This window comes from Gilliamella sp. App2-1 (assembly GCF_001690255.1).
GTDB classification, from domain to species: domain Bacteria; phylum Pseudomonadota; class Gammaproteobacteria; order Enterobacterales; family Orbaceae; genus Gilliamella; species Gilliamella apicola_G.
Genome location: NZ_LZGR01000022.1, coordinates 1 through 25,745, shown reverse-complemented (window position 1 = coordinate 25,745; position 25,745 = coordinate 1). Strand labels below are relative to the sequence as shown.

Sequence of the window (25,745 nt, the reverse complement as noted above, 5' to 3'; positions counted from 1 at the left end):
TATAAAAAATGTTAGCCTAAAAAAGGCATGCCATATTAGCATACCTACAGCTTGTTGATTTCTTTTACTGCCATTTCAAAAATAACATCAAACAAGCCATTTAACGAAAAATAAGTTTATTATCTATTAATTTATCGTCATATAACCATAAATAATTAACAGAGCCACAATAATAATTGCTGAAACAGCAATGGTATATCTTATTTTTACTTTATACTTTTTCATTTCACCAAGCGAAAGATTTTTGTTTTTATTTTTGCCATGGTAATAATAATACAGAGGTAGACCAATCAAAGTCATTACTATTGAAGCAATTCCATTTATGGTTTGGTAAACTAACATACCATAAATAACATAAATCGCCCCTAACATTGCAATAATAGGAATTATTGGATAACCAATAACTTTATAAGATCTAGGCTCATTCGGATATTTTTTACGTGCAATCATTACACCAATAAACGTTAATAGATAAAATACCCAAATTGCAAACATTGAAATTTCGGATAAACGATCTGCATCAAGAAGCGTTGAATACAAGAAAGAAAAAACAATCAATACAATAATGGCATTAACCGGCGAACGACTATCATCATCAATGGAACTTAAATAACGAGCACCGATAATAGTTCCTCGCTCCCCCATACTAAATATAGTACGAGATAGAGTCATAACATACCCATTAATACCTCCCAAAATTGAGACCATAATGCCAACAGCAACTAAATTACCACCAAAATGCCCAAACATACGTTGTGATGCTACGGCAGAAGCATCATGACCAAGCGAAACCATTTCTTGCACAGGAAAAATTTTGAATAATGCAATATTAATACAGGCATAAACTATCACAAGAAAAACAATCCCCAAAATAATAGCCTTAGGTAATACTTTTGAGGGATTATGAATTTCGCCAGCAACTGACGCTACCTGTGCCCAACCATCGTACGCAAAAAGAGTTGCAAGAATAGCCACAGCAAAAGGGGCGTATGATTCAATACCTTGACCACTCGCCGTAAATAATACTACTTGACCATTACCTTTCCACAAACCAAATATGGCCAACAGCAATATAGGAATTAGTTTACAAACTGTAGCAATCGTTTGTAAATAACCGGCTTCTCTAACGCCAATAGCATTAATAAAGGCGATAAAACCCAAAACACCAGCGCTCACTGCCATTCGATAAGTATCATTAATGCTAAATAATAAACAAAATACTGAACTGAAATATCCAACCAACGCACCAACTAATGACGGAGCAAAAATAACAGTAATCATCCATCCATAAAGATGAGAAACTTTTGGACCATAAATTTTTTCAAGATAAACCAGCATGCCCCCAGTACGCGGAAACATGACGCCTAGTTCACAAAGTGTTAAGCCGCCACAAATAGAAAAAACACCTCCTATTATCCATGCTAATAGTGCATAATTATAATCACCAGTAGCTTCTAATACAGCTGGTGGTTTCATAAAAGCGCCTGCACCTAAAACCATTCCAACAACCAGTGATAATGCAGAAACTAAACCAAGATCTTTTCGCAAATTATTCTCTAAATTGTGATCTGCCATGAAGTTCCTCTTAAAACATATAAAATTAATGAGCCAAATTTAGTTATAATAGGGATTTATTCATAAAACACAAGAAAGATTAAAGTTTTTCATATAATAACCATAATAAATCAAATAAATAATTTTTTTATTTATAAAAAAAGCCAGCATAAAGCCAGCTTTTGAGTTAAAAATGAGGTTAAATTATTTAGTTTTCTTCATTTTCATATCAACAACCATACGACCTCGAATTTTACCTGCTTTCATTTCGTCGATCATATCATTAATATCTTCCAATGGTCTTTTTTCAACTATCGGTACAACCTTACCTTCAGCACTAAATTGAAATGCTTCAGCCAAATCTTCACGAGTACCAACCAGTGAGCCTAAAACTTGAATGCCATCTAACACTGTTTTAGGAATACTTAACTCCATATTTTCAGAAGGTAAGCCTAACGCAACAACACGTCCTAAAGGTCGTACTGAATTAATAGCCTGATTGAATGCAGTTTTAGTTACAGAGGTCACAACAGCACCATGTACACCACCTTCAGTATGTTCTTTAATATATGTCCCTACATCAGTCACTTTTTTAGGGTTAACAACTAAATCAGCTCCTAACTTTTTACACAAGTCTAATTGACTATCGCTATTACTAATAGCAACCACTTTATTGTTAAACACTTTTTTACCATATTCGATAGCGAGTGTTCCTAAACCACCGATACCAAATACAGCAAGCCATTGACCCGGTTTAGTACCGGCGACTTTAATGCCTTTGTAGGTAGTCACGCCTGCGCAAGTTACACTTGTTGCTTGTGCCGGATCTAATCCTTCTGGCACTTTTACTGCATAATCGGCTTTAACTATGCACTGTTCTGCCATACCGCCATCAACACTATATCCAGAATTTAATGCATTACGACAAAATGTTTCATGGCCTGATATACAATATTCACAAGTACCACAACCTGCATGAAACCAAGCAATACTAACACGATCACCAATTTTTAGGCTCTTTACATCAGGAGCAATTTTAGTCACAATCCCCACGCCTTCGTGACCGATAACACGACCTGGTTTTTTACCAAAATCTCCAGCCGCAACATGAAGATCAGTATGGCAAAGACCACAATACTCAACATCAACTAGAGCCTCACCGGCTAATAAAGGACGAATAGGGATATCTTTAATTTCGACTTGACCATCACACTCTTGCCTAATCACCGCTGCCTTCATTTTGTTCTCCTAAATAATTTTTAAAGTTAAAATATGATTAATTATTATTCTAAACTAATTATTTTGGAAAAATATGAGTAATTTCACAATTTTATTAAATAGCACTGATTATGTAATAATTTATATTAAAAACTAGTATTTTCTGAAATTTTTCGACAACATAAATTCGAATAACCGTTATAAACGAATGAAGTATACCGGTCAGAATTTATGATAAGTCAAGATAATAATAAATTTTCCACCTTCCAATTTCAATATACTATATTCTAACTAATAATGAAAATTCTATGGTTAAACTTCATTCTGTAATATATTTTTGGCTGTTATCATTAATTAATAAAAATAACTCAACTAATGCACTGATTCCAAACAATCCAACCAAATAAACATAAAACTAAATAAGTAAAAGCGTTAATCTGCTCGCAATAGCGTAGACTATATTGAACAAGAAGGCGCGCCACTATAACAGATTTGAGTCAAAAAATACTTTCACCATAAAATAAGCAAATAACTCAACATCAAAACCAGCTAACGAAGAAGCAATAATGATACGGTACGGATCGCTCACGAGCACTTAACTTAAATTATCATGGCATTACACAACAATTAAATTCGCTTAATTTGAGTATATCGTTAAAACCAGCACAAATGATGAATAAATAGCCAAACAAAAAAACTACAATGAAATATCTTATTAAATGGAGAGCTATAAAATGGCTAGAAAATGTATATCTCGCGGTAAATTCACACGTATGCAGCAATTATCAAACCAAGATGGCGTTATCGCTGCATTAGCAATCGATCAACGAGGTTCAATGGTGAAGATGATGGAATCTGCGGTTGGCAAAGATCGTTATAATATTGATATGGTGTATGAATTTAAGGAACTTGTCTCTCAAGAATTGACAAAATATGTCAGTGCAATTTTGTTAGATGAAGAATATGGCTTTAAAGGCATGGCTGCCAAAAATAGCAATGCTGGATTAATCATGTCATACGAAAAGACGGGCTATGACGCCAATACGCCAGGACGATTGCCCGATATTTTGCCAGAAGATTCATTACAACGTTTAATAAAAAAAGGCGCGGATGCCGCAAAAGTATTGGTTTATTATAATCCTGATGATCCTCAAGATATTTTAGATAAAAAACACGCTTTTTTAGAGCGTTTAGGCAATGAAGCTAGAGCCGCAGATATTCCAGTTTTTGTTGAGCCTATTGTATATGATAATGTAATAATTGACGATAAAAGCCCTGAATTTGCAAAAATAAAACCCCAAAAAGTCATTAATACCATTAAAGAGTTTACTAAAGAACAGTATTACATTGATATATTAAAAGTCGAAGTTCCGGTGTTATTTAAACATGTAGAAGGCTTTAACGATAACAACATAGTTGTTTACACTCAAAAACAAGCAGCTGAATACTTTAAACAAGCAAGTGATACGGCAACACGTCCTTTCATTTATTTAAGTGCGGGCGTACCAACAAAAACCTTCCACCAAGAACTCATTTTTGCTGGTGAGAATGGCGCAAAATATAGTGGTATTCTTGGTGGACGAGCAACATGGTTTGAAGGTGTTGCAAGCTATGCAAATGGAGGCAAAGAAGGTTTAAAACGTTGGTTAGATCAAACTGGTCGTGAAAATGTTGAACAGCTTAACAAGATATTAAAGCAATATGCGAAGCCTTGGTATGATATCTATGGTGGTAAAGATAATATTGAAGTGATTGATCTTAAATTAGGTAATTAATTAGCATAACTATCTAAAATAATTAATAACAAAAAGAACAGGGGTTTTATTCCTATTTTCCCTGTTCTCTCTTGTAATAATGTACAGTTTTATTTTCGACTTCTTAAGCATTCAATCATCCAATATAAAAAGGCTAATAGAAAAAACAACAAAAAAACCTGACTCACACCTAACAGTGCTTGAGGATATCCTATTTGCACAACGTTAATAAATCGATAAGGATATTGATTGGTATAATGACCTCGAATAAAAATATAAATGCCATATCCAATCATCGACAATAACGACCCCATAAAGACTTTTAAATCAATTCTTCGAAATGGCCCCCAAATAAACCAACTTAATAAACCCAAAGCGGGAATGACAACATGTAAACTCTCATTAGCAATTTTCAGTAACATATTAGGTGGTACATGAATATCTCTTGCCGCTAAGTTATATACAACAGCAGTTATAGTAACACCAATCAAACTATTCAAACGAAGCACTTTAAAACTATATTGATTGCAATTAGGATTGATAGCTAAACAAAAACAACTCAATGCCAGCATTAAATTTGATAAAACTGTAAAGAAACTATAATAATAAATTAATCGTTCTATTGAAGAATCTGGGTGCCAAAGATGAAACTTAGTGTGCCAATAAATACAAGTTTCCATGGCAATAATAGAGATAGCAAACAGAGCAATAAAAAGATTAACAATTCGCTTTAACATAATTCTCTTCAACCATAAATAGTGAAAATTGTAAAAAATAACCAAAAAAGTGCAGTATATAGTAATTATTTAATAAATAAAATAAAAATTTACAATAATGCATTAAATTAATCTATCTAATAATGATTGTCGAAAAATTTCAAAAATATGGCGTTTCCGTATAAAATACTACTTTTTAATAAAGATTTATATGAATATAAGGACTATACATAAAGTACTACAGCTGTTATAAAAAATAACTTATTGCCCAAAACTGCAACTTATTGACAGTTAGTATATAATGTTAGAAATAAATAGAATGTAGAGATGATTTTAATGTCTAACCAAGACACACTAGAACAAAATAAAATGCTAATAGAAAGGTTTTTAGATTCATTATGGTTAGAAAGAAACTTAGCTGAAAATACGATTGAATCTTATAGACTTGATTTGTTGGCATTAAGTCAATCTTTGCAACAGCAAAATGCCACACTTTTGAATGCCCAAATGTTTAATTTACAACACTTTTTAATGCAGCGAGTAAAAGATGGGTATAAAGCAAGTAGTTCAGCACGTTTACTTAGCGCAACTAAACGTTTTTTCCAATATTTATATCAAGAAAATTATCGAACAGATAATCCCTCTGCGATGTTGTCATCCCCCAAGCTTCCAAAAAAATTACCTAAAGATTTAACTGAATCACAGGTTGATGCACTACTTGAAGCACCAAGTATAGAAGATCCCATTGAACTTCGAGATAAAGCAATGTTAGAAGTGCTTTATGCCACAGGTTTACGTGTCTCTGAGTTAGTGAATTTAGAACTTAGTGATGTTAGTATACGCCAAGGGGTTGTAAGAGTGATAGGTAAAGGTAATAAAGAACGTTTAGTACCACTTGGTGAAGAAGCAGTTTACTGGCTTGAATATTATTTTAAATATGCTAGAAACAATCTTCTAAAAACAGGCCCTATAGATGTAATTTTCCCAAGCCGATTAGGCAAAAAAATGACACGACAGACATTCTGGCATAGAATTAAATATTATGCCATACTAACCGGTATCAATATTGAAGCGCTTTCACCTCATGTGCTTCGACATGCTTTCGCAACGCATCTACTTAATCACGGCGCAGATTTGCGTGTTGTACAAATGTTGCTTGGGCACAGTAGTTTATCAACTACACAAATTTATACACATGTGGCGACAGAACGATTAAAACAGTTACACAGTAAACATCATCCACGAGCATAATGCTCGAAAAAATAAGGATAATTGAATGAAAAGATTAGTTTTATGTTTAGGGTTAGCTTTAATTTCAACTTCAGTATTAGCAAATAATACTGATATTATAAATTCTTTAAATAAACTGGGTTACGATAGCAAAGAATTAAAAATTAATGATAGTCCAATTCAAGGATTTAAAAGTGTTATTACGCCTGAAGGTATTTTATATGTTACAGAAAATGGTAAATATTTAATTCAAGGCTCTATTTATGACGTACAAGGTGATGAACCTGAAAACATTGCCAATAGTATCAATCTTAATCTAATGAAATCAATTGAAAAAGATGCTATTGTTTATAAAGCTAATAATGAAAAATATATCATTTCTGTCTTTACTGATTACACTTGCCATTACTGTAAACTACTACACGAGAATATCGATAAATATTTAGAAGCGGGTATTTCAGTACACTATTTCGCATTTCCTCGAGCCGGAGCCGATAGTGAAGTTGGTAAAAATATGCAATCTATTTGGAGCATGGCTAACCGCAAAGCAGCATTTGAAAATGCATATAAAGGTAATACAATTTCACCAGCAAGTAGCATGATACCTTATGTAACACAACAATTTAATGTTGGTAAGAAACTTGGAATTAGTGGAACACCAGCAATTGTTTTACCTAATGGACAGCTTGTTTCAGGTTATGTGCCAGCAGATAAATTAATTAAAGTTTTAGATAAAAAACCAAATAATAATTAGACTTTTATCGCTATTGAAATTTAAATATAAGGTAAAAATACATGTTAGTACAAATGCACTAACATATAAAATATGAAAAGAAATAGAATAATTCGTCGCAAATTAGATGAAGTATATCCAGAATTTCCTGAAGATATTCCGTTATTATTACAGCGGATCTATGCTTTGCGTGGGGTTACTAGCATGCAAGAACTGGACTATACCACACGCAATCTGTGCCATTACGATAAATTAGAAGGTATTGAAAAAGCCGTTGAAATTCTTTATTTAGCAATGAAGAATAATGAACAGATTATGATTGTTGGCGATTTTGATACTGATGGTGCCACAAGCACCGCATTAACTGTCAAAGCACTTAAAAATATGGGTTGCCGATTTGTTGATTATATCATTCCAGATCGCTTTGACGATGGATATGGGTTAAGTGTTTCAGTTGTTAAAAAAGCTATTTCACAAAAAGCCAGGCTTATTATTACTGTTGACAACGGAATTTCCGCTGTTGACGCTGTTGAATTTGCGAAGCAATCAAACTTGTCGGTCATTATTACTGATCACCATTTATGCCCAGAACGGTTACCTAATGCTGATGCCATAATAAATCCTAATTTACCTAATTGTGTTTTTCCATCTAAGCATTTAGCTGGAGTTGGTGTGGCTTTTTACTTTATAATGGCTTTACGCGCAAAATTACGACAAGAGAATTGGTTCGTTGATAATAATTTGATCGAATATAATCTGGCAAATTTATTAGATTTAGTTGCGTTAGGTACTATTGCTGACGTAGTTAAACTTGATCATAATAATCGTATTTTAGTTCATCAGGGTGTAAATAGAATCCGAGCTGGTTATAGTTGTGAAGGAATCAAAGCCTTATTGCATATAGCTAAAAAGGATCCAACTTCTTTTACTTCAACCGATTTAGCTTTTTATATCGCCCCGCGATTAAACGCAGCGGGCAGAATGGATAATATGGCATTAGGTGTTCAATTATTACTTTGTGATAATTATGATTCAGCAATCAGCAAAGCTACTGATCTTGATAATCTCAATAACGATCGAAAGATAATTGAACAAACAATGCATAAAGAGGCTTTATCGTTTATTCAAAAAATTGAAAAACAAAACACATCAATTCCTAACTCGCTCGTGTTTTATCATCCTGAGTGGCATCAAGGCATTATTGGAATACTATCTACTCGTTTAAAAGATAAATATTATCGACCAGTTATATCATTTGCCTCAACACAAGATGGTTTTTTAAAAGGTTCTGGGCGCTCAATTCAGGGCGTTCATCTGCGTGATCTTATTGATGAATTAAGTCAGCAACAACCTAATTTAATTGTCAGTTTTGGTGGACACGCAATGGCTGTTGGATTAACCATACGCGAAGAAGATTTAGAACGTTTTAAAAGTAGCTTTATAACACTTTTAGATATGCGATTAAAACCGGAGCTACTAGAACCTATCATTGAAACCGATGGTGAAATAGATAGTCAATATTTTACTTACGAAATCGCTAAACAGTTAAAAGAATCAGGTCCATGGGGAGAAGGGTTTTGTACACCAACTTTTGATGGTGAATTTATTATTCATCAACAACGATTATTGGCAGAAAAACACCTTAAATTAGTATTAGAACCTCAAAATGGCGGTCCACTTATTGAAGGGGTATTTTTTAATGTCAATAGACAAGAATGGCCTGATAAAACGATAAAAAAAGTAAAAATCGTTTATCATTTAGATGTAGATGAATTTCGCGGCAACCAAGCACCACAATTACTGATTAGACATCTATGGCCTATCGCATAAGCAACTAGAATCGATTATAATTGCAAAATCACGCTGAATTTACATCTGATTGCCGGTCAAATCAACAATGATTACCCTACATCATCGATATAGAATTTATACAACGTTGAGGATTCAAAATGAATATTCATATTCTTGGAATTTGTGGCACATTTATGGCTGGAATTGCATTAATAGCCCGTTCTCTAGGACATAAAGTAACAGGTTCAGATAAAAACATTTATCCACCAATGAGTACACTTTTACAAAAAGAACATATTGATATCATTGAAGGATATGATCCATCACAATTATCATCTTCACCTGATTTAGTCATCATAGGCAATGCTCTATCAAGAGGTAACCCTTGCGTTGAATATATATTAGACAATGACATTCCTTATATTTCAGCCCCTCAATGGTTACATGATAATGTATTATGCGATCGTTGGGTCATTGCTGTTGCAGGAACTCATGGTAAAACAACAACCGCAGGTATGGTCAATTGGATTTTAGAAAAACAAGATTATAAACAAGGTTTTGTTATTGGTGGCGTACCAGGTAATTTTGATGTATCAGCAAGATTAGGGGAAGGTCACTATTTTGTTATTGAAGCGGATGAATATGATTGCTCGTTCTTTGATAAACGTTCAAAATTCATGCACTACTGCCCTAAAACACTTATCATGAACAATTTAGAATTTGACCATGCAGATATTTTTGATGATCTTAATTCAATTCAAAAACAGTTCCACCATCTAGTTCGTTTAGTGCCCGGCAAAGGGCTGATTATTGCACCACAAGAAGATGTAAATTTAAAACAAGTATTAGCTAAAGGCTGCTGGAGCAAACAAACATTTACTGAATCAAAAGTTGGTTGGTTAGCACAACGTATAAATAACGATGCAAGCCATTTTGCTGTGTACTATAACAATAAAAAAATAGGCGAAGTAAAATATTCATTAGTGGGAGAACATAATATGCATAATGCATTAATGGCAATCGCAGCAGCCCACAATGTGGGGATTGATCCTGTGGATGCTTGTTTAGCATTAGGTTCGTTTGTTAATGCCAAAAGACGGTTAGAACTTTACGGTGAAATTAATAATATCGAAATCTATGACGACTTTGCCCATCACCCAACTGCAATTTTAGCAACATTAGAAGCATTACGTAGTAAAATCGGAGCTAATCGTCGCATTTTGGCGGTACTTGAACCCCGCTCAAACACGATGAAATTAGGGATTTCTAAAGATGAGCTAGCACCAGTACTTGGGCGTGCTGACGAGATCTTCATCTTCCAACCTGAACATCTGTCTTGGTTAGTAGCCGATGTGGTTGAAGCTTGTATTCAGCCAGCTTACTGGACCGGCGATATTGATTTACTTGTTGAAATGATCACAAAATCAACTCGACCAACAGATGCAATTTTAATTATGAGTAATGGTGATTTTAATGGAATCCATAAAAAGATTTTAGAAAGCTTAAAAAAACAACAAATCAAAAATCAAGAAAATAACCACTAATCTAATAACAGCTTAATAGCAATATGCAACATGCCACATCGTGTGGTGTGGCATATCATACAAGAAGGATATTTCATGAATGAATCTACCGAAATGATTGCTATGTTATGCCGTAGAATAAAAATAGCAAGAATTGCGAAAAACTTATCTCAGCAAGAGCTTGCTAAAAAATCCAAAATTGGTATTGCAACAATAAAACGTATTGAGCACGGCGAATCTATTACATTACAAACATTAATTTCTGTTCTTCGTGGACTAGGTGAACTTGATCAGCTTAATAATTTACTTGCCTATAATGAAGTTATCCATATTACCTCAGCAGAACAGCCCAAACGAAAAAGAAAACAACGGGCTGCAAAAAATGAACAAATAAATGTGCTAACAGAGAATGATTTCTTGCGTTCTAAAGTTAACACCATGTGCTGGAAACATTAAATTGTATTTAATGTTTCGCCGTTTTTTCAATCGGCAAATTTGTTACTGCAATTAATGCCAACTTAATTACAATGAACCGTAATTGCCAGCCCACCACGTGATGTTTCTCGATATTTTGCATTCATATCTTTTCCCGTTTCATACATAGTTTTAATAACTTTATCTAAAGATACTTTTGCCGCAGTAATTCGTCTTAAAGCCATTCTCGTCGCATTTATCGATTTTACTGCAGCAATGGCATTGCGCTCAATACAAGGTACTTGCACTTGACCTGCAACCGGATCGCAAGTCAATCCTAAATTATGCTCCATTGCTATTTCTGCTGCCATACAAACTTGCTCAGGATTACCACCTAAAAGTTCAGTAAGTCCTGCAGCTGCCATAGAACAAGCAACACCAACTTCCCCTTGACATCCGACCTCGGCACCAGAAATAGAAGCATTTATTTGATAAAGTTGCCCTATTGCGCCACAAGTTAGGAAAAATCGGATATAAATATCAGGCGTAACCGGATTAATAAATTTATCATAATAAGCCAGCACCGCAGGTATAATTCCACATGCACCATTTGTTGGCGCAGTAACCACTCTTCCACCTGCTGCATTTTCTTCACTAACTGCAAGCGCAAACATATTTACCCAATCAATAATTACCATTGGATCACTAATAATCTTATCTTTGGCGTTAGATAATTGACGATATAATGAAAATGCACGACGAGGAACTTTAAGTGGCCCCGGTAATAATCCTTCAGTATTCATTCCACGTTTGATACATTCCAAAACAATCTGTCCAACGCGAGAAAAATACTCTTCAATTTCTTCATAAGAGTGTAATTGCAACTCGTTTTTCATCATAATACTAGAAATAGACAATGAATTATCTTCACAATGTTTTAATAGTTGTGCAGCAGAAGAAAATGGATAAGGAAGTGTTATAGTATCTTGTTTTTGCAGACCAAATTGCTCCTCTTCAACAATCTGACCACCTCCAACGGAATAATAAGTTTTTTGAAAGTGTAATGTATCACCTTTATAGGCACTCAACGTCATGCCGTTTTCATGTAATGGCAAAAATTTAGAATGAAACACCATACAACTATCCATAGGAAAGTCGATTTCATAACGTTTATTATAAATAGGTAAACGTTGAGTTTGGCTTAATTTTTCGATAAAAATAGGAATATTATCAATATTAACAGTATCAGGTTTTTCACCCGCTAAGCCCATGATAATAGCAATATCTGTTTGATGACCTTTACCTGTTAATGACAAAGAACCATAAACATCAGCTACAATTTTTGTTACTGATGACATCATATCATTATTAATTAGTTGATCTATGAATGCCTTCCCTGCTCTCATTGGCCCTACTGTATGTGAACTTGAAGGGCCAATACCGATTTTAAATATTTCAAATACCGAACTCATATTTTTTCCTTGTTGATGCCAAACATAAATTAATCGTGCTGGCCTAGTTATATCTTTTTAAACTTAATTGTGCTAGTTAATTGGCAAACAGCGTAACAATACAACTCATCACTTATCATAGTGATATTTAAACTTCACTTTTTAGATTATAAAATTAAGTTATTAATACCCATTAATTGTTAGCACTTGCTTTATTTATAGTTTATTTTACAGGTAAGTTATCTTATCCGATAGACTATTTTATCCCTCAACAGATTTCGACGGATTGTATCTATAAAATAAACAATACAGTAATTATCAATTAGCTAAAGTTTATAATAAATTATAGATAGCAGCTGAAATTGCAACAAATCCCATAATAACAATAAACACATTACTTGGTTTTCCTCGATATTTTGCCAATACTGGTAACTTATGAATTGCATAAATTGGCATCAAGAACAACAGTATAGCTAAAATTGGACCACCAAGTGATTCAATCAGCCCTAAAATACTTGGGTTCAGAGTTGCAACTCCCCATGCCGTTACAAACATAAATACAATAGCAAGTTTATCAAGCTTCTTTTCTGAAATGGTTCTATTACGACTGCGTAATACTTTACTAACGATACCATTAAAACCTTCTTTACCGCCTAGATAGTGCCCTAAAAACGATTTAGCCATTGCAATAAAAGCAATTGGCGGACCAATGTACTCAATGACGGGTGAATTAAATCGATTAGCCAAATATGATAACGTCGAAATATTTTGAGCTTTTGCTTCTAAAAGTTCTGCTGGCGATAAACAAAGAGCACAACTAAAAACAAAAAACATGACAGTCACAACCATCATTATATTACTTGCAGCAATAATTTTAGTACACTTTGGTTCTACATAAACTTCACTATATTCTTTACGTTTAGCTACCGCTAAAGATGAAATAATTGGTGAATGGTTAAAGGCAAACACCATAACAGGAATAACTAACCAAAGAGTCATTAAAATACTTTGTCCACCCTCGCTACCACTACTGTTAAAAGATAAATTAGCAAAAATTTCTCCATTCCATTCAGGTATTAAAAATAAAGCTAAAATCATTAAGATGACGATGAATGGAAAGACCAATATTGACATGACTTTAACAATAAGTTCCTCTCCAAAGTGAACAATTAACATTAAAAATGCAACTAAAAAAAATGAAAGTAAAGCTCGTGGTAGTGATTCCATTCCCAGTTGATGAACCATAAAGCTATCTACCGTGTTGGTAATGCCAACACTATAGACTAATAATATTGGGTAAATTGCAAAAAAATAAAGTCCCGTTATCCAGTTTCCTGCAGTGCGTCCAAAAGCTTCTTCAACCACAACGGTAATATCTCCTTCACGACTTTTGCCTGATAATACAAAACGGCACAAAGCTTGGTGGGCAAAAAATGTCATTGGAAAAGCAAGAACCAACATTACCAATAATGGAATTAATCCACCAATGCCCGCATTAATCGGTAGAAAAAGCACTCCAGCGCCAATCGCAGTACCATAAAGGCTAAGCATCCATAATGTATCACTTTTACACCATTTAGGTAATTTTGATTCACTCATTGAATTCGTTACATTTTCGTTAGTCATTAACTTATTCATCTTGTACTACTCCTTAATCTAAAATACTGTATCTATAATATCAATTTAACGACTATTACAAAGTGATCCTTATCACACAAACAACAAACAAAATAAATATAATCAACATGATAAAAAATATCCACTTTGATACTTAACGAATTCAAAATAACTAAAGTATCAATTTTAATTCAAAAATAGATAAAATAAGTTACCGTTCTAACGCCAATTAACTTAGGGTTAAATAAAAGTAATTAGGGATTAATACAAAAAAATCGACATTTATATTCCAAAAATGATTTACGGTTGCCCCATAACCTAAAAAACTTTTTCTTAATGTTGCCTTAGTGTTTTAACTTTAATTTTATATTTAAAATAGCGATAAAATTACTTTAGTGTTGTGCTTGGTACTGCTAAACTAGCTCACATTTTTATTATATTTATAAATAAATTATTTTCGGGATAAATTTATGCGAACCAGTAAATATCTTCTTTCAACGTTAAAAGAAACCCCCGCTGATGCAGAAGTCATTAGCCATCAATTAATGTTACGTGCCGGCATGATCCGTAAAGTGGCTGCGGGTTTATATACTTGGCTTCCCACTGGTTACCGAGTCCTTAAAAAAGTAGAAAATATTGTTCGTGAAGAGATGAACAAAGCAGGAGCAATAGAAGTATTAATGCCGGTCGTACAACCTGCTGATATTTGGCAAGAAAGTGGGCGTTGGGAACAATATGGTCCAGAACTATTACGGATTAAAGACCGTGGTGATCGTGATTTTGTGTTGGGCCCAACCCATGAAGAAGTGATTACTGACTTACTCCGTAATGAAGTAAGTTCGTACAAACAATTACCACTTAATGTTTATCAAATTCAAACTAAATTTCGTGATGAAGTGCGCCCTCGCTTTGGTGTGATGCGTTCGCGTGAATTTATAATGAAAGATGCCTATTCTTTCCATACCACACAAGAATCATTGCAAGAAACTTATGATGATATGTATAAAGCCTATAGCGCTGTGTTTACACGCGCAGGTTTAAACTTTAGAGCAGTGCGCGCTGACACAGGATCGATTGGTGGTAACTGGTCACATGAGTTCCAAGTATTAGCTGACAGTGGTGAAGACGACATTGTCTTTTCAACAGAATCGGACTATGCGGCTAATATCGAAATGGCACAAGCACAAGCACCAATGCAAAAACGAGCAGAGCCAACTAAAGCCATGGAACTGGTCGATACCCCAAATGCCAAAACCATTGACGAATTAGTCGAACAGTTCAATTTGCCGATCGAAAAAACTGTAAAAACTTTAATGGTTAAAGCCACCAAAGAAAGCGGTCACCAATTAGTCGCTTTATTAGTTCGAGGCGATCATACTTTAAATGAGATAAAAGCTGAAAAAATTGATATTGTTGCCTCGCCACTGGAGTTTGCAACTGAAGAAGAAATTCGCGCGTTAGTTGAGGCAGGACCGGGATCATTAGGTCCAATTAACTTAAATATGCCAATTATTATTGACCGTGACGTGGCTGTGATGAGCGATTTTAGTGCTGGTGCCAATATCGATCATAAACACTATTTTAATATCAATTGGGAACGTGACACTGCTTTACCTCGCATTGAAGATATTCGCAATGTGGTTGAGGGTGATATTAGCCCTGATGGCAAAGGGACATTACAAATCAAACGAGGGATTGAAGTTGGGCATATCTTCCAACTTGGTACAAAATATTCACAAGCAATGAAAGCCACAGTGCAAGGTGAAGATGGGCAAAATCATGTCATGATCATGGGGTGTTATGGGATTGGTGTTAGTCGAATTGTAGCAGCGGCTATTGAACAATGCCATGATGAACGTGGTATTGTTTGGCCAGAAGCCATTGCGCCGTTTAGTGTCGTGATTATTCCAATGAATATGCACAAATCAGAAAAAGTCCAAGAAACAGCTGAAAAACTTTACGCTGATCTACAAGCTGCTGGCATTGAGGTACTCTTTGACGACCGTAAAGAGCGACCGGGTGTGATGTTTGCTGATGCTGAACTTATTGGTATTCCTCATACGATTGTCATTGGTGAGCGCAATCTTGAAAATGGCGAAGTTGAATATAAATCCCGTGCTGGCGGTGACAAAGAAATGGTAAAAACAGATAATATTATTGAATTTATCAAAAATTGTTGTCATAAGGCATAATAAACTCGATTATTAAAATCGAAATAACAACAACCGTATTAATACGGTTGTTGTTATTTGCAAAGATAATGTTTTTAAAGATAAGTCGAAATTAAACTATAAATGTGTTGATCGTAAAAAGTATCATTTAAATACTCAGCTTGCTTAAGTGTACCTTCATAGCTAAAACCACATCGCTTGGCCACTTCATTGCTTTGCCTATTTTCAACAGAGCATTTAATAACGAAGCGTTTAATGATTCGCTTTGTCGCATAATATTTTGTTAGAGCATTAATGGCTTGTGACATGACCCCTTGTCCTTGAACTCGGCTATCTAACCAATAACCAAGGTAGGCTGTTTTATTATTTTGATCGATTTGATTAAAAGAAAGCATCCCTACAGCATGATTATTCAACATAATGACATAATTTTTTGACTGATTATTCTGAAGTTTTGCTAAACAAGAATCTAAGAAATCAGCGGTATCTTTTGGGTGAATCACAAACTTAGGCCATGCCATAAATTGGCTAAAATAATCTCGGTTAAAATCTATAACACGATACAACTCAGCAGCGAGCTCTTTTGCTGGTGGTTGTAGAGAAATATGTTTATTAACATAAATACTCGCTTGTTTGGTATTGTTCATGTTTATTTCTTTCTTTTTTATGCCTAAATGTTTAATCTTATGGTTGGATATAGTGGTTGTAAATGTAAAATTTTTGTTGGTAAATATAAAACAAGAATGGCATTTTGCTTATGATCGGGTTATTTTCGTTGCCACAATTTTTAATTTTTCGATATTAATCGCTTGGATAAAGCCCCTAATATGATTAGAGGCTATAGTAAGTATGCTTAATTTTTTGCATCCACTTTAGGTTTAGCTACATAATTATAAATAACTAATATGGCAAAAATAGCCATAAAAATACCCATTATCATATCTTTGTTAAACCATTTAGCCATATTACCAAGAATAATTCCAATACCACAAAAATCGACATCCGAGAAAGTCGTATTAGCAAAACCTAGTGATCCTAATACTGGTAATAGCATAACAGGCAAAAATGTGACTAATAAACCATTCGCAAACGCCCCTAGCATTGCCCCACAACGTCCTCCCGTTGCATTGCCAAATACACCAGCAGTAGCGCCACAAAAGAAATGGGGAACAACACCCGGCAATATGAGGACTAAGTCTAATTGCCCTAGAACAAATAATCCGACTAAACCACCAAGGAAGCTAAATAAAAAACCAATGAGTACTGCATTAGGTGCATATGGGAATACTACAGGGCAATCAAGAGCCGGTTTGGCATTAGGGACTAATTTTTCCGAAAAACCTGTAAAGGCAGGTACAATTTCAGCTAGAATTAATCGTACACCTTGAAGAATAATAAATACCCCAGCAGCAAAAGTTATTGCTTCTATAATTGCATAAACTAAATAATTATCACCTTTACTGAGATTGGTTTCGACATAGCTTGCACCAGCAGATATTGCTAAAATGAGATAGATAATCATCATTGTTAATGAGATTGAAATTGAGCTATCTCGCAAAAAGCTTAAGTTTTTAGGTAAATTCATCTCTTCGGTTGAACGAGAGTTTTTACCCACAGCTTGTCCAAGCCACCCTGCTAACACATAACCTAAAGTACCAAAATGTCCAAATGCAACATCATCATTACCGGTAATCTTACGCATATGTGGTTGTGCTAACGCAGGGAAAAATGCCATAATTAATCCCAGAACTAATGAACCTGTGAACACGAGTTGCCAGCCTTGAAAACCTGCTACGGTTAAAATAATACTAATCATACAAGCCATATAAAACGTATGATGCCCTGTCAAAAAAATAAATTTTAAGCGTGTAAACCGTGCGACCACAATATTGGCGATCATACCCAATGCCATAATTAATGCTGTTGCTGCACCGAATTCATTTAATGCCATAGAAACAATGGCTTCATTATTAGGAATGATACCTTGTAATTTAAAAGCTTGTTCAAACATTATGCCGAGTGGGGTAATTGCACTAATCAGTACACTTGCACCACCACTTAATACCAAAAAACCTAAAATTGTTTTAACTGTGCCTTTTACGGTATCAGCAAATGATTTATGTTGGGCAATGAGTCCAACCAACGCAATTAAACCGACTAATATCGCAGGTACTTTTAAAATATCTACAATAAATTTTACGATTTCTTGAATCATGGCAACACCTCATAGGTTGATTAGTACTTAGCAAAATGTTCAACAAGTTTTGATTCTAAATCATTGATATCAATAATATTGTTTAGTACAACTAATTTATTGTCAGGAATACCTGAACTGGCAGCTAAATCTTTTGTCATGACAAATACATCAGCTTGATCTGGTGTTGCTGAAGCAAGATCGGCATGTGTGACCTCTGCATCAATGTTTAATTTTTTAAGAACTTTTTTGATGTTCATTTCAACCATAAAGCTACTACCAAGACCCGAACCACAAACAGCCATAATTTTCATTTTGTTTATCCTTTTATTGAGTTTAATTAAATTTAATAATGGTTGATAACAGACAATATTTGAGCAGGGGTTTGCGCATTAAAAATTGTCTGGATATCATTTTGTGTACCAAATAGTGTTGCCAATTGAGTTAATATTTCAATATGGCTAGTACTATCACTTGCTGCTAATAAAGTAATTAAATAAACAGGATCATTTTCTTCTGAATTAAATTTGACGCCGTCTTTGACCAATAGCATTGATAGACCCAATTGGTTTACGCCCTGTTCTGGTCTTGCATGTGGCATCGCAATGCCAGGAGCCAAGACATAATAAGGGCCAATTGATTCATGTAATTTGAAAATGGCTTGAATATAATCGGGTGAAATAGCGTTATTTTGTAATAACGGTTTTGCACAAAGTTGTATCGCTGTTTGCCAATCCTCGATTGAATCAACAATATTGACCGTTTGGCTAGTTAACCATTTTGCTAACATTTTTCCTCCGCTAAATTTGATCTCATTGAGAGCTTATTAGGAAATTAACACACCGCGTAATAATAGAAATAAAAAAAAATAAGAAATGTGATAGCGCTATCAAAGTTGATGAAATTTTCAGCCATTATGTGATGTAGTTATCATTTTCAATAAATTAATCAGAAACGTCTACTTTTGCCGAATAATATGATTTAAAAGATTGTGATTTAAAAGACAGATCCATAACCTTTTATGAGGTTATGATACATCCACTGTTAATTGGCTATCATTGACATGCAATTGGAGTGAAAGATGCAGGATATAAAAAAACGCAGAAGTACAGGACAGGTTACTTTATTTGATGTGGCTAAATTTGCGGGTGTTGGCTCTATGACGGTATCTCGTGCTTTGCGTAGCCCAGAGCTTGTCTCTGATAAACTTCGTAAAAAGATTCAAATTGCCATTGATACGTTAGGCTATAAACCAAATGTTGCAGCTAGCTTATTAGCATCCGCATCGGCTAATCAGGTCATCGCAATTATAACGACAAAGATCTATGATCACGCCACTCAAATATTACTTAATGTGTTACAAGCAAGCTTGGCACAAGAAGGATATACCATATTAATCATTGAATCTTACCACTACCTTAAATGTGAATCACAATTATTAAATACACTATATAGCCATAATCTTGAAGCAATACTCCTTTTTTATGTTGAAAGTGATGATTTTATTCGACAAGTAGCTCGAAATAAAACCGTTCAAGTTATGAGTATTGGCAAGCAATATGATGAATTAACCAATCTGAATGTGGGATTGGATGATAGTTTAGCAATGTATATGTTGACTGAACATGTGATCAAAAAAGGTTATCGATCTATTGGTTTGCTTTGTGCTAACCAGCAATACTACCTTTTTCAACAACGGTTACATGGCTGGCATAAAGCAATGCTAAATCACCATTTATCTACGCATAGGATTATGCATGCTGCAAAGCCTGCTAATTTTAGCACAGGAAGTAAATTACTACCGGATGTACTTTTGAACTGGCCTGAGATCGATGCCTTAATTTGTACGACTGATGAATTAGCATGTGGTGTGCTTTATGAGTGTCAACGGCGGCATATTGGTGTTCCATATCAATTAGCGGTAAGTGGGTTTGGCGATAGCGAGTTTAGCAAAGTCAGTTTTCCACCATTAACAACCGTTGCGCAGCCGTCTAAGCAAATTGGCAAATATATAGCTAATTTATTGTTAAATCAGTTAAGAAATGAAACTAATTACCAATCAGACTTATCAGTATTAGTGCCAATGATTCAATCAAGAGCTAGTTTATAGTTTTTGTTAGTCTGAAATAATAAAATGAAGTGTGCTGACTTGATAAGTATCGCTGCTTTGATTGTATTGCAAAAACAGTATTAGCTAGCTTTGTACAAAGCATCATCCATTTAAATTCAGCCAAAACAGGGGTAAATAAAAAAGCCTACTCAAATGAGTAGGCTTTTTTATGAAATTGGTCGGCGAGAGAGGATTCGAACCTCCGACCCACTGGTCCCAAACCAGTTGCGCTACCAAGCTGCGCTACTCGCCGTTAGGAAGCGCATAATACTGCGCTAACTAAAAAGTGTCAATACTTACTACAAAAAATTATGCTTGTTATGTATTTATTTTGATAAAGGTGCAGGCGTTTTGCCAATGCGTTGATAAAATTCGACAACAAAATCTTCGTAACGTTTGTTGGCAACCGCTTCACGAATTTCTGCCATTAAGCGTTGATAATAACGTAAATTGTGGATGGTATTTAAACGTGCACCTAAAATCTCCCCACATTTATCTAAGTGATGAAGATAAGACTTTGTGTAATGTTTACAGGTATAACAATCACAATGCGGATCAAGCGGTGTGGTGTCGTCTTTATATTTCGCATTACGGATTTTAATCACCCCCTCTGTGACAAATAAGTGCCCATTACGCGCATTTCGCGTCGGCATCACACAATCAAACATATCAATCCCTCGGCGTACACCTTCAACTAAATCTTCAGGCTTACCCACTCCCATTAGGTAACGAGGCTTATCGGCAGGTAATTGTGGACAAGTACCTTCTAAAATTCGGTGCATATCTGCTTTAGGCTCGCCAACCGCTAATCCCCCAACAGCATAGCCATCAAAGCCAATTTCGGTTAACCCTTTAATCGAGATATCACGTAACTCCTGATGTATACCACCTTGCACAATACCAAATAGCGCATTTTTGTTGCCTAATTCATCAAATCGCTGGCGACTTCGTTTTGCCCAGCGCAATGACATCTCCATTGATTTTTTGACATAATCCCACTCAGCAGGAAAGGGCGCACATTCATCAAAAATCATGACAATATCTGAACCTAAGTCGTATTGAATTTCCATTGATATTTCAGGTGATAAGAAAATCGAATCGCCATTAATCGGATTACGAAAATAGACGCCTTCTTCTTTAATCTTACGAATATCTCCAAGGCTGAAAACTTGAAACCCACCCGAATCGGTTAGAATTGGGCCATGCCACTGCATGAAATCATGTAAATCACCATGTTTCCTCATAATTTCTTGGCCTGGTCTTAACCATAAATGGAATGTATTACCAAGTAAGATTTGAGCGCCGGTTGCGGCAACCTCCTCAGGTGTCATACCTTTTACAGTGCCATAAGTACCGACAGGCATAAATGCAGGTGTTTCAACAGTATATTCGACCCCGCGACGATCGAACTTCATACGTCCTCGACGAGCTAATCCGTCGGTATTATCTAATTCAAACTTCATTTCTTATTAACCTCTTGCGACCAAATAAACAGTTTGGAGCGAATTATTGTTATAATACGTAGCCGTATCATTAATTTGCAGGGCCTAGTTTATCGCGCCTGACTGGAATAAACAATATTTGAAGAGGCTTTGAATCGTTTGAAACGTATTATTTTATTCTTGTTGTGTTTGTTGATGTTTTTAATCACTGGCTGTCAGATCCAAGATAAGACTTATCCAAAAGTCATTACCTCCGAACGGCTTAAATCGCTATCTGAAAATGATATATTCGCCATTAGTGAACTTGCTTGCATTGAAATAGATAAGCGAGCAGTGATTCCTGCTGACGATCATGCATTAAACCAAAGGCTAAATAAAATTGCTAACACCTTACCCACAAAAGCGAATAATATTGAGATAAATTATAAAGTCTATATTAATACCGAGCCTAATGCATGGTCTACCGCTAATGGTTGCATACGTGTCAACAGTGGCTTAATAAAATTGTTAAATGATAATGAGTTACAAGCAGTGCTTGCTCACGAACAGGCGCATATAGCACTCAAACATGCAGTTAGTTTATTTCTACAAGCCCCTTATATTGAATTTACTGATAACATTGAAGAACTTGTTATTATTGCTAAAGAAGAAGTTGCTCAACAATATGAAATCGAAGCTGATAATTATGCATTTGATTTATTAGAGAGTAAAAATATTGATCCGATGAGTTTAGTTGAAATGCTAGTAAAAGTGCCTATTCATTCAACAAATAATCCAACATCTCACCCTTCAAGCAAAAAACGCATAACGAATATTATTAATAGGATAAACGGTAAATAAATATCTGGATAGTTAATTGAAAATAGCCAATCTGATTTGAGGTTAGTTCAAATCAGATTGGCTATCTATTTAATATTTTATTAAGATTGATTATTCAGATCAGTGATAAACATAGCATCACCGTAACTAAAAAATCGATAGTTTTCTTTAACTGCATGTTGATAAGCATTCATGGTATTTTCGTAACCAGCAAATGCAGAAACAAGCATAATCAACGTTGATTCAGGCAGATGAAAATTGGTGATGAGGGAGTCGATGACCTTAAACTGGTAGCCTGGATAAATAAAAATTTGGGTATCGGCAAAAAAAGGTGTGATTTTACCTGTTCTTTGTGCGGCGCTTTCTAAAGCACGAACAGATGTTGTCCCCACAGCGATAACTTTATTGTTTCTTGCTTTACATGCTAATATAGCATTCACAACGGACTCAGGTACTTCTGCATATTCTGAATGCATAATATGCGCTTGGATATTTTCGACTCTAACTGGCTGAAAAGTTCCTGCTCCAACGTGTAAAGTCACAAATGCCATTTCAACTCCTTTTTGTTTTAGTCTTTCTAATAAAGGTTTATCGAAATGAAGACCGGCAGTGGGGGCTGCGACTGCTCCGGGCACTTTACTATAGACAGTTTGATAAACTTCACGATCTTGTTCATCATCTGGACGATCGATATAAGGCGGTAATGGAATATGGCCAATTTTATTTAAAATGCTCAGTACATCATCGGGAAACTGCAATTCAAATAGAGTATCGTGGCGTGCTAGCATCGTAACATGAGTTGACGCATCTTCTCCTAATATCAGTTCAGCGCCTACTTTGGGTGATTTCGATGCCTTAATATGCGCAAGCGCTCGGTTACTATCTAATATCCTTTCAATTAATATTTCGATTTTTCCTCCTGAAGCTTTTTTTCCATACACGCGAGCAGGAATAACCTTTGTATTGTTAAAAATAAGTAAATCACCCGGATTTATTTTATCGATAATATCAGTAAATATATTATCTTCAACTTTACCTGTATGACTATCAAGTGATAAAAGTCGACATTCACTTCTGGTTTTTGAAGGATGTTTGGCAATCAGTTCTTTTGGAAGATAAAAATCAAAATCGGATAGTTGCATAATTAGGGTCCTCAAAAAATGAGGCATTAGTCTAAAGCCCCCATAATGCCTAATCAAGTAATTATTCATTGATTATTATTAAAGTTACGTTAAAATTCTTCGAACTAACGAAAGTGAGAAAAATGAATTATGTTAATATAAGGAAAAAAGTATGAAAACACATCAAAAAACATTGTTAGTTGCACTACCTTTAGTTGCTGCAATGTCACTAGTTGGTTGTAAAAATCTGAGTGTAGATGATCTAACTAGTCTTGGCATGAAAGGTTTGAAAGCTGCTACTCTCAGTGATAATGATGTAAAGGAAGTAGCTAAACAAGCTTGTGCGGAAATGGATGCTGAATCAAAAATAGCTTCAGAAAAAAGCCCTTATACTAAACGATTAAATAAAGTCGCTAAATCACTTGGTAACAATTTAAACGGTACGCCAATTAACTATAAAGTATACATTACAAAAGAAGTTAATGCTTGGGCTATGGCTAATGGTTGTGTTCGTGTTTATAGTGGTTTAATGGACATGATGACTGACAATGAAATTGCAGGTGTTTTAGGTCACGAATTAGGTCACGTTGCTTTAGGCCATAGTAAGAAAGCTATGCAAGTTGCTTATGCAACCGAAGTAGCACATGATACTGTTGCTATATCAGGTAATGCGGCTGTAGCTAAATTATCTAAATCTTCACTAGGCGCTTTAGCTACCTCGGTTATTAATGCTCAATTTTCCCAAAGTCAAGAAAAAGAAGCAGATAACTACTCTTTTGATTTTCTAGTAAAAAGAAATATCGATCCATCAGGTCTTGCTTCAGCGTTTGATAAATTAGGTGGTGGTGATGCTTCAATCTTAAGTAGCCATCCTTCCTCATCAGATCGTGCTGCTAATATTCGTAAAAAAATTGCAGAAATGAAAAAATAAATGCTGTAATTGTTATAAATTTGAAAGGCCATTAATGGCCCTTCAAATTATTGACAAAACTAGATATAATTCGAGTTTTATCTTTAGCAAAAGAATAAGTTTTTAATTTGGATGCCATAGAGCGTAACTAAGTAATAATCTAAAAAGGTAATAAAAATAACTTTATCGTTTCCTTTCTCTGGCATGACCTCTGTACTCCACCGCAAATATGCTTACTCAGCAAATATCCTCGCTCTTTTCTTTATCATCCATTCCCAAATATGACGATAGCTGTCCTCAAAGCCACTGGGCCGGTTACATTCACTTTGATGTTTTTATCTTTAACTTCCGTCCTTGGTATTAATGTTGCTTTTTCCTTCTGTCCAGTTTTTTGCCTTAATGGCTCTATTTAAGACTTTTATCTATTGATTGGGTTCAACAATACATTGCTCATTAAGGCTTTTCCCTTATTAGGGTTTACTTTGAAATGGATGCAGTCAGTACATAGTACTCAACCAATATCAGCTGTTAGGCAATCGATTGCTCTATAATATTAACATCAGTCTGTTCATAAATTTGGTTGTCATTAAACTAACGGCAGCGATTTTAACTTAACGTGGAGTCATCCATTACTTTTTGTTAATCCTATAACAAGAAACCAGCGTTCAACCGGATTAACCTGAATATTTTTATAACAGTTGTTATTCAAGTGAAAATACCAAAAAGATAACCTAACAACATAATTTTGGAGAGTCTTAAAGATTCTTCTGCTGAGTGACTATTATTTATAACAATAAAGTAGAGCCACTTGCTTGCAAATAAATTCAAAACCAATGAATTAGAAAAACGCGTGCTTCAAACGAAATTTTTTCTGTTTTTTATGGTATTCATGATGTGGGTTTTCTCAATATTAGTAAATATAACTGGTCAATAAATCATTTTATAAATTTATTTTAATGTTAAGTTTTTTTATATTT

At 34.8% G+C, this 25,745-nt stretch carries 21 protein-coding genes and 1 tRNA gene; 10 read left to right on the top strand and 12 right to left on the bottom strand.

From position 1 onward, the window contains the following. Positions 1-126: 126 nt before the first annotated feature. Both A9G22_RS02730 and adhP read right to left on the bottom strand, forming a co-directional pair. Positions 127-1,575 (bottom strand): APC family permease, encoded by a 1,449-nt coding sequence (locus A9G22_RS02730; protein WP_065587153.1) that lies wholly within the window; start codon positions 1,573-1,575, stop codon positions 127-129. A 183-nt stretch (positions 1,576-1,758) separates the two neighbouring features. Then, positions 1,759-2,793: an alcohol dehydrogenase AdhP gene (adhP, locus tag A9G22_RS02725; RefSeq protein WP_065587152.1), complete on the bottom strand. Its 1,035-nt coding sequence runs from the start codon at positions 2,791-2,793 to the stop codon at positions 1,759-1,761. Positions 2,794-3,506: 713 nt separating this feature from the next. Here adhP and A9G22_RS02720 point away from each other — a divergent pair. Then, the gene (locus A9G22_RS02720) at positions 3,507-4,547 is read left to right on the top strand and encodes a tagatose 1,6-diphosphate aldolase (protein ID WP_065587151.1); all 1,041 of its coding nucleotides are present in this window, start codon (positions 3,507-3,509) and stop codon (positions 4,545-4,547) included. Between the two features lie 89 nt (positions 4,548-4,636). Here A9G22_RS02720 and A9G22_RS02715 read toward each other — a convergent pair whose 3' ends face one another. After that, the gene (locus A9G22_RS02715; protein ID WP_075508317.1) at positions 4,637-5,263 is read right to left on the bottom strand and encodes a Pr6Pr family membrane protein; all 627 of its coding nucleotides are present in this window, start codon (positions 5,261-5,263) and stop codon (positions 4,637-4,639) included. A gap of 315 nt (positions 5,264-5,578) precedes the next feature. Between A9G22_RS02715 and xerD the strand changes: the two genes are divergently transcribed. The 5 genes from xerD to A9G22_RS02690 all read left to right on the top strand — a co-directional run bounded on the left by xerD (position 5,579) and on the right by A9G22_RS02690 (position 10,975). Further along, entirely contained in the window at positions 5,579-6,493 is a 915-nt protein-coding gene (gene xerD, locus A9G22_RS02710) for a site-specific tyrosine recombinase XerD (RefSeq protein ID WP_075508370.1), read from the top strand. Between the two features lie 25 nt (positions 6,494-6,518). After that, positions 6,519-7,226: a bifunctional protein-disulfide isomerase/oxidoreductase DsbC gene (dsbC, locus tag A9G22_RS02705; protein ID WP_065587149.1), complete on the top strand. Its 708-nt coding sequence runs from the start codon at positions 6,519-6,521 to the stop codon at positions 7,224-7,226. 72 nt (positions 7,227-7,298) lie between these two features. Further along, positions 7,299-9,035: a single-stranded-DNA-specific exonuclease RecJ gene (recJ, locus tag A9G22_RS02700; protein ID WP_065587148.1), complete on the top strand. Its 1,737-nt coding sequence runs from the start codon at positions 7,299-7,301 to the stop codon at positions 9,033-9,035. A gap of 119 nt (positions 9,036-9,154) precedes the next feature. Next, a complete protein-coding gene (gene mpl, locus A9G22_RS02695; RefSeq protein ID WP_065587147.1) occupies positions 9,155-10,540 on the top strand; it encodes a UDP-N-acetylmuramate:L-alanyl-gamma-D-glutamyl-meso-diaminopimelate ligase in 1,386 nt (461 codons plus the stop codon). A gap of 75 nt (positions 10,541-10,615) precedes the next feature. Continuing rightward, positions 10,616-10,975, top strand: coding sequence for a helix-turn-helix domain-containing protein (locus A9G22_RS02690; RefSeq protein ID WP_065587146.1), 360 nt, complete (start codon positions 10,616-10,618; stop codon positions 10,973-10,975). Positions 10,976-11,037: 62 nt separating this feature from the next. On the opposite strand, the gene A9G22_RS02685 is transcribed toward A9G22_RS02690, so the two are convergent. Together A9G22_RS02685 and A9G22_RS02680 are read right to left on the bottom strand one after the other, a co-directional pair. Beyond that, positions 11,038-12,405: an L-serine ammonia-lyase gene (locus tag A9G22_RS02685; protein ID WP_065587145.1), complete on the bottom strand. Its 1,368-nt coding sequence runs from the start codon at positions 12,403-12,405 to the stop codon at positions 11,038-11,040. 312 nt (positions 12,406-12,717) lie between these two features. Beyond that, complete coding sequence (locus A9G22_RS02680) at positions 12,718-14,022, bottom strand: aromatic amino acid transport family protein (protein ID WP_304363184.1); 1,305 nt, start codon at positions 14,020-14,022, stop codon at positions 12,718-12,720. Positions 14,023-14,471: 449 nt separating this feature from the next. Between A9G22_RS02680 and proS the strand changes: the two genes are divergently transcribed. After that, positions 14,472-16,193, top strand: a complete 1,722-nt coding sequence (gene proS, locus A9G22_RS02675) for a proline--tRNA ligase (protein ID WP_065587144.1) — start codon at positions 14,472-14,474, stop codon at positions 16,191-16,193. A 74-nt stretch (positions 16,194-16,267) separates the two neighbouring features. Here the strand turns inward: proS and A9G22_RS02670 are convergent, their stop codons facing one another. The 4 genes from A9G22_RS02670 to A9G22_RS02650 all read right to left on the bottom strand — a co-directional run bounded on the left by A9G22_RS02670 (position 16,268) and on the right by A9G22_RS02650 (position 19,156). Further along, entirely contained in the window at positions 16,268-16,819 is a 552-nt protein-coding gene (locus tag A9G22_RS02670; RefSeq protein WP_075508316.1) for a GNAT family N-acetyltransferase, read from the bottom strand. Positions 16,820-17,025: 206 nt separating this feature from the next. Beyond that, on the bottom strand, positions 17,026-18,387 hold the full coding sequence (locus tag A9G22_RS02660; RefSeq protein WP_065587141.1) for a PTS ascorbate transporter subunit IIC: 1,362 nt from the start codon (positions 18,385-18,387) through the stop codon (positions 17,026-17,028). Positions 18,388-18,407: 20 nt separating this feature from the next. Beyond that, positions 18,408-18,680 (bottom strand): PTS sugar transporter subunit IIB, encoded by a 273-nt coding sequence (locus tag A9G22_RS02655; protein ID WP_065587140.1) that lies wholly within the window; start codon positions 18,678-18,680, stop codon positions 18,408-18,410. 32 nt (positions 18,681-18,712) lie between these two features. Next, positions 18,713-19,156: a PTS sugar transporter subunit IIA gene (locus tag A9G22_RS02650; protein ID WP_065587139.1), complete on the bottom strand. Its 444-nt coding sequence runs from the start codon at positions 19,154-19,156 to the stop codon at positions 18,713-18,715. Positions 19,157-19,447: 291 nt separating this feature from the next. Here A9G22_RS02650 and A9G22_RS02645 point away from each other — a divergent pair, with 291 nt between their 5' ends. After that, complete coding sequence (locus A9G22_RS02645; protein WP_065587138.1) at positions 19,448-20,476, top strand: LacI family DNA-binding transcriptional regulator; 1,029 nt, start codon at positions 19,448-19,450, stop codon at positions 20,474-20,476. A 176-nt stretch (positions 20,477-20,652) separates the two neighbouring features. Here the strand turns inward: A9G22_RS02645 and A9G22_RS02640 are convergent. Next, positions 20,653-20,729, bottom strand: a tRNA-Pro gene (locus A9G22_RS02640). Positions 20,730-20,802: 73 nt separating this feature from the next. Next, complete coding sequence (tgt, locus tag A9G22_RS02635; protein WP_065587137.1) at positions 20,803-21,939, bottom strand: tRNA guanosine(34) transglycosylase Tgt; 1,137 nt, start codon at positions 21,937-21,939, stop codon at positions 20,803-20,805. A gap of 174 nt (positions 21,940-22,113) precedes the next feature. Here tgt and A9G22_RS02630 point away from each other — a divergent pair, with 174 nt between their 5' ends. Continuing rightward, positions 22,114-22,758 carry a M48 family metalloprotease gene (locus tag A9G22_RS02630; protein ID WP_065587136.1) on the top strand — a complete coding sequence of 215 codons (645 nt, stop codon included), beginning with the start codon at positions 22,114-22,116 and terminating at the stop codon, positions 22,756-22,758. An 80-nt stretch (positions 22,759-22,838) separates the two neighbouring features. Here A9G22_RS02630 and queA read toward each other — a convergent pair whose 3' ends face one another. Further along, positions 22,839-23,879: a tRNA preQ1(34) S-adenosylmethionine ribosyltransferase-isomerase QueA gene (gene queA, locus A9G22_RS02625; protein ID WP_065587135.1), complete on the bottom strand. Its 1,041-nt coding sequence runs from the start codon at positions 23,877-23,879 to the stop codon at positions 22,839-22,841. A 151-nt stretch (positions 23,880-24,030) separates the two neighbouring features. Between queA and A9G22_RS02620 the strand changes: the two genes are divergently transcribed. Then, on the top strand, positions 24,031-24,789 hold the full coding sequence (locus A9G22_RS02620; RefSeq protein WP_065587134.1) for a M48 family metalloprotease: 759 nt from the start codon (positions 24,031-24,033) through the stop codon (positions 24,787-24,789). The last annotated feature ends 956 nt before the right edge of the window (positions 24,790-25,745 follow it).

Coding starts and splice junctions, on each gene's coding strand:
- A9G22_RS02715 (WP_075508317.1), bottom strand. CDS start 5,263: ATGTTAAAGCGAATTGTTAATCTTTTTATTGCTCTGTTTGCTATCTCT.
- A9G22_RS02630 (WP_065587136.1), top strand. CDS start 22,114: ATGTTTTTAATCACTGGCTGTCAGATCCAAGATAAGACTTATCCAAAA.
- A9G22_RS02620 (WP_065587134.1), top strand. CDS start 24,031: ATGAAAACACATCAAAAAACATTGTTAGTTGCACTACCTTTAGTTGCT.
- xerD (WP_075508370.1), top strand. CDS start 5,579: ATGTCTAACCAAGACACACTAGAACAAAATAAAATGCTAATAGAAAGG.
- A9G22_RS02690 (WP_065587146.1), top strand. CDS start 10,616: ATGAATGAATCTACCGAAATGATTGCTATGTTATGCCGTAGAATAAAA.
- A9G22_RS02645 (WP_065587138.1), top strand. CDS start 19,448: ATGCAGGATATAAAAAAACGCAGAAGTACAGGACAGGTTACTTTATTT.
- A9G22_RS02660 (WP_065587141.1), bottom strand. CDS start 18,387: ATGATTCAAGAAATCGTAAAATTTATTGTAGATATTTTAAAAGTACCT.
- A9G22_RS02670 (WP_075508316.1), bottom strand. CDS start 16,819: ATGAACAATACCAAACAAGCGAGTATTTATGTTAATAAACATATTTCT.
- adhP (WP_065587152.1), bottom strand. CDS start 2,793: ATGAAGGCAGCGGTGATTAGGCAAGAGTGTGATGGTCAAGTCGAAATT.
- queA (WP_065587135.1), bottom strand. CDS start 23,879: ATGCAACTATCCGATTTTGATTTTTATCTTCCAAAAGAACTGATTGCC.
- A9G22_RS02650 (WP_065587139.1), bottom strand. CDS start 19,156: ATGTTAGCAAAATGGTTAACTAGCCAAACGGTCAATATTGTTGATTCA.
- A9G22_RS02685 (WP_065587145.1), bottom strand. CDS start 12,405: ATGAGTTCGGTATTTGAAATATTTAAAATCGGTATTGGCCCTTCAAGT.
- proS (WP_065587144.1), top strand. CDS start 14,472: ATGCGAACCAGTAAATATCTTCTTTCAACGTTAAAAGAAACCCCCGCT.
- tgt (WP_065587137.1), bottom strand. CDS start 21,939: ATGAAGTTTGAATTAGATAATACCGACGGATTAGCTCGTCGAGGACGT.
- mpl (WP_065587147.1), top strand. CDS start 9,155: ATGAATATTCATATTCTTGGAATTTGTGGCACATTTATGGCTGGAATT.
- A9G22_RS02680 (WP_304363184.1), bottom strand. CDS start 14,022: ATGAATAAGTTAATGACTAACGAAAATGTAACGAATTCAATGAGTGAA.
- A9G22_RS02655 (WP_065587140.1), bottom strand. CDS start 18,680: ATGAAAATTATGGCTGTTTGTGGTTCGGGTCTTGGTAGTAGCTTTATG.
- recJ (WP_065587148.1), top strand. CDS start 7,299: ATGAAAAGAAATAGAATAATTCGTCGCAAATTAGATGAAGTATATCCA.
- A9G22_RS02720 (WP_065587151.1), top strand. CDS start 3,507: ATGGCTAGAAAATGTATATCTCGCGGTAAATTCACACGTATGCAGCAA.
- A9G22_RS02730 (WP_065587153.1), bottom strand. CDS start 1,575: ATGGCAGATCACAATTTAGAGAATAATTTGCGAAAAGATCTTGGTTTA.
- dsbC (WP_065587149.1), top strand. CDS start 6,519: ATGAAAAGATTAGTTTTATGTTTAGGGTTAGCTTTAATTTCAACTTCA.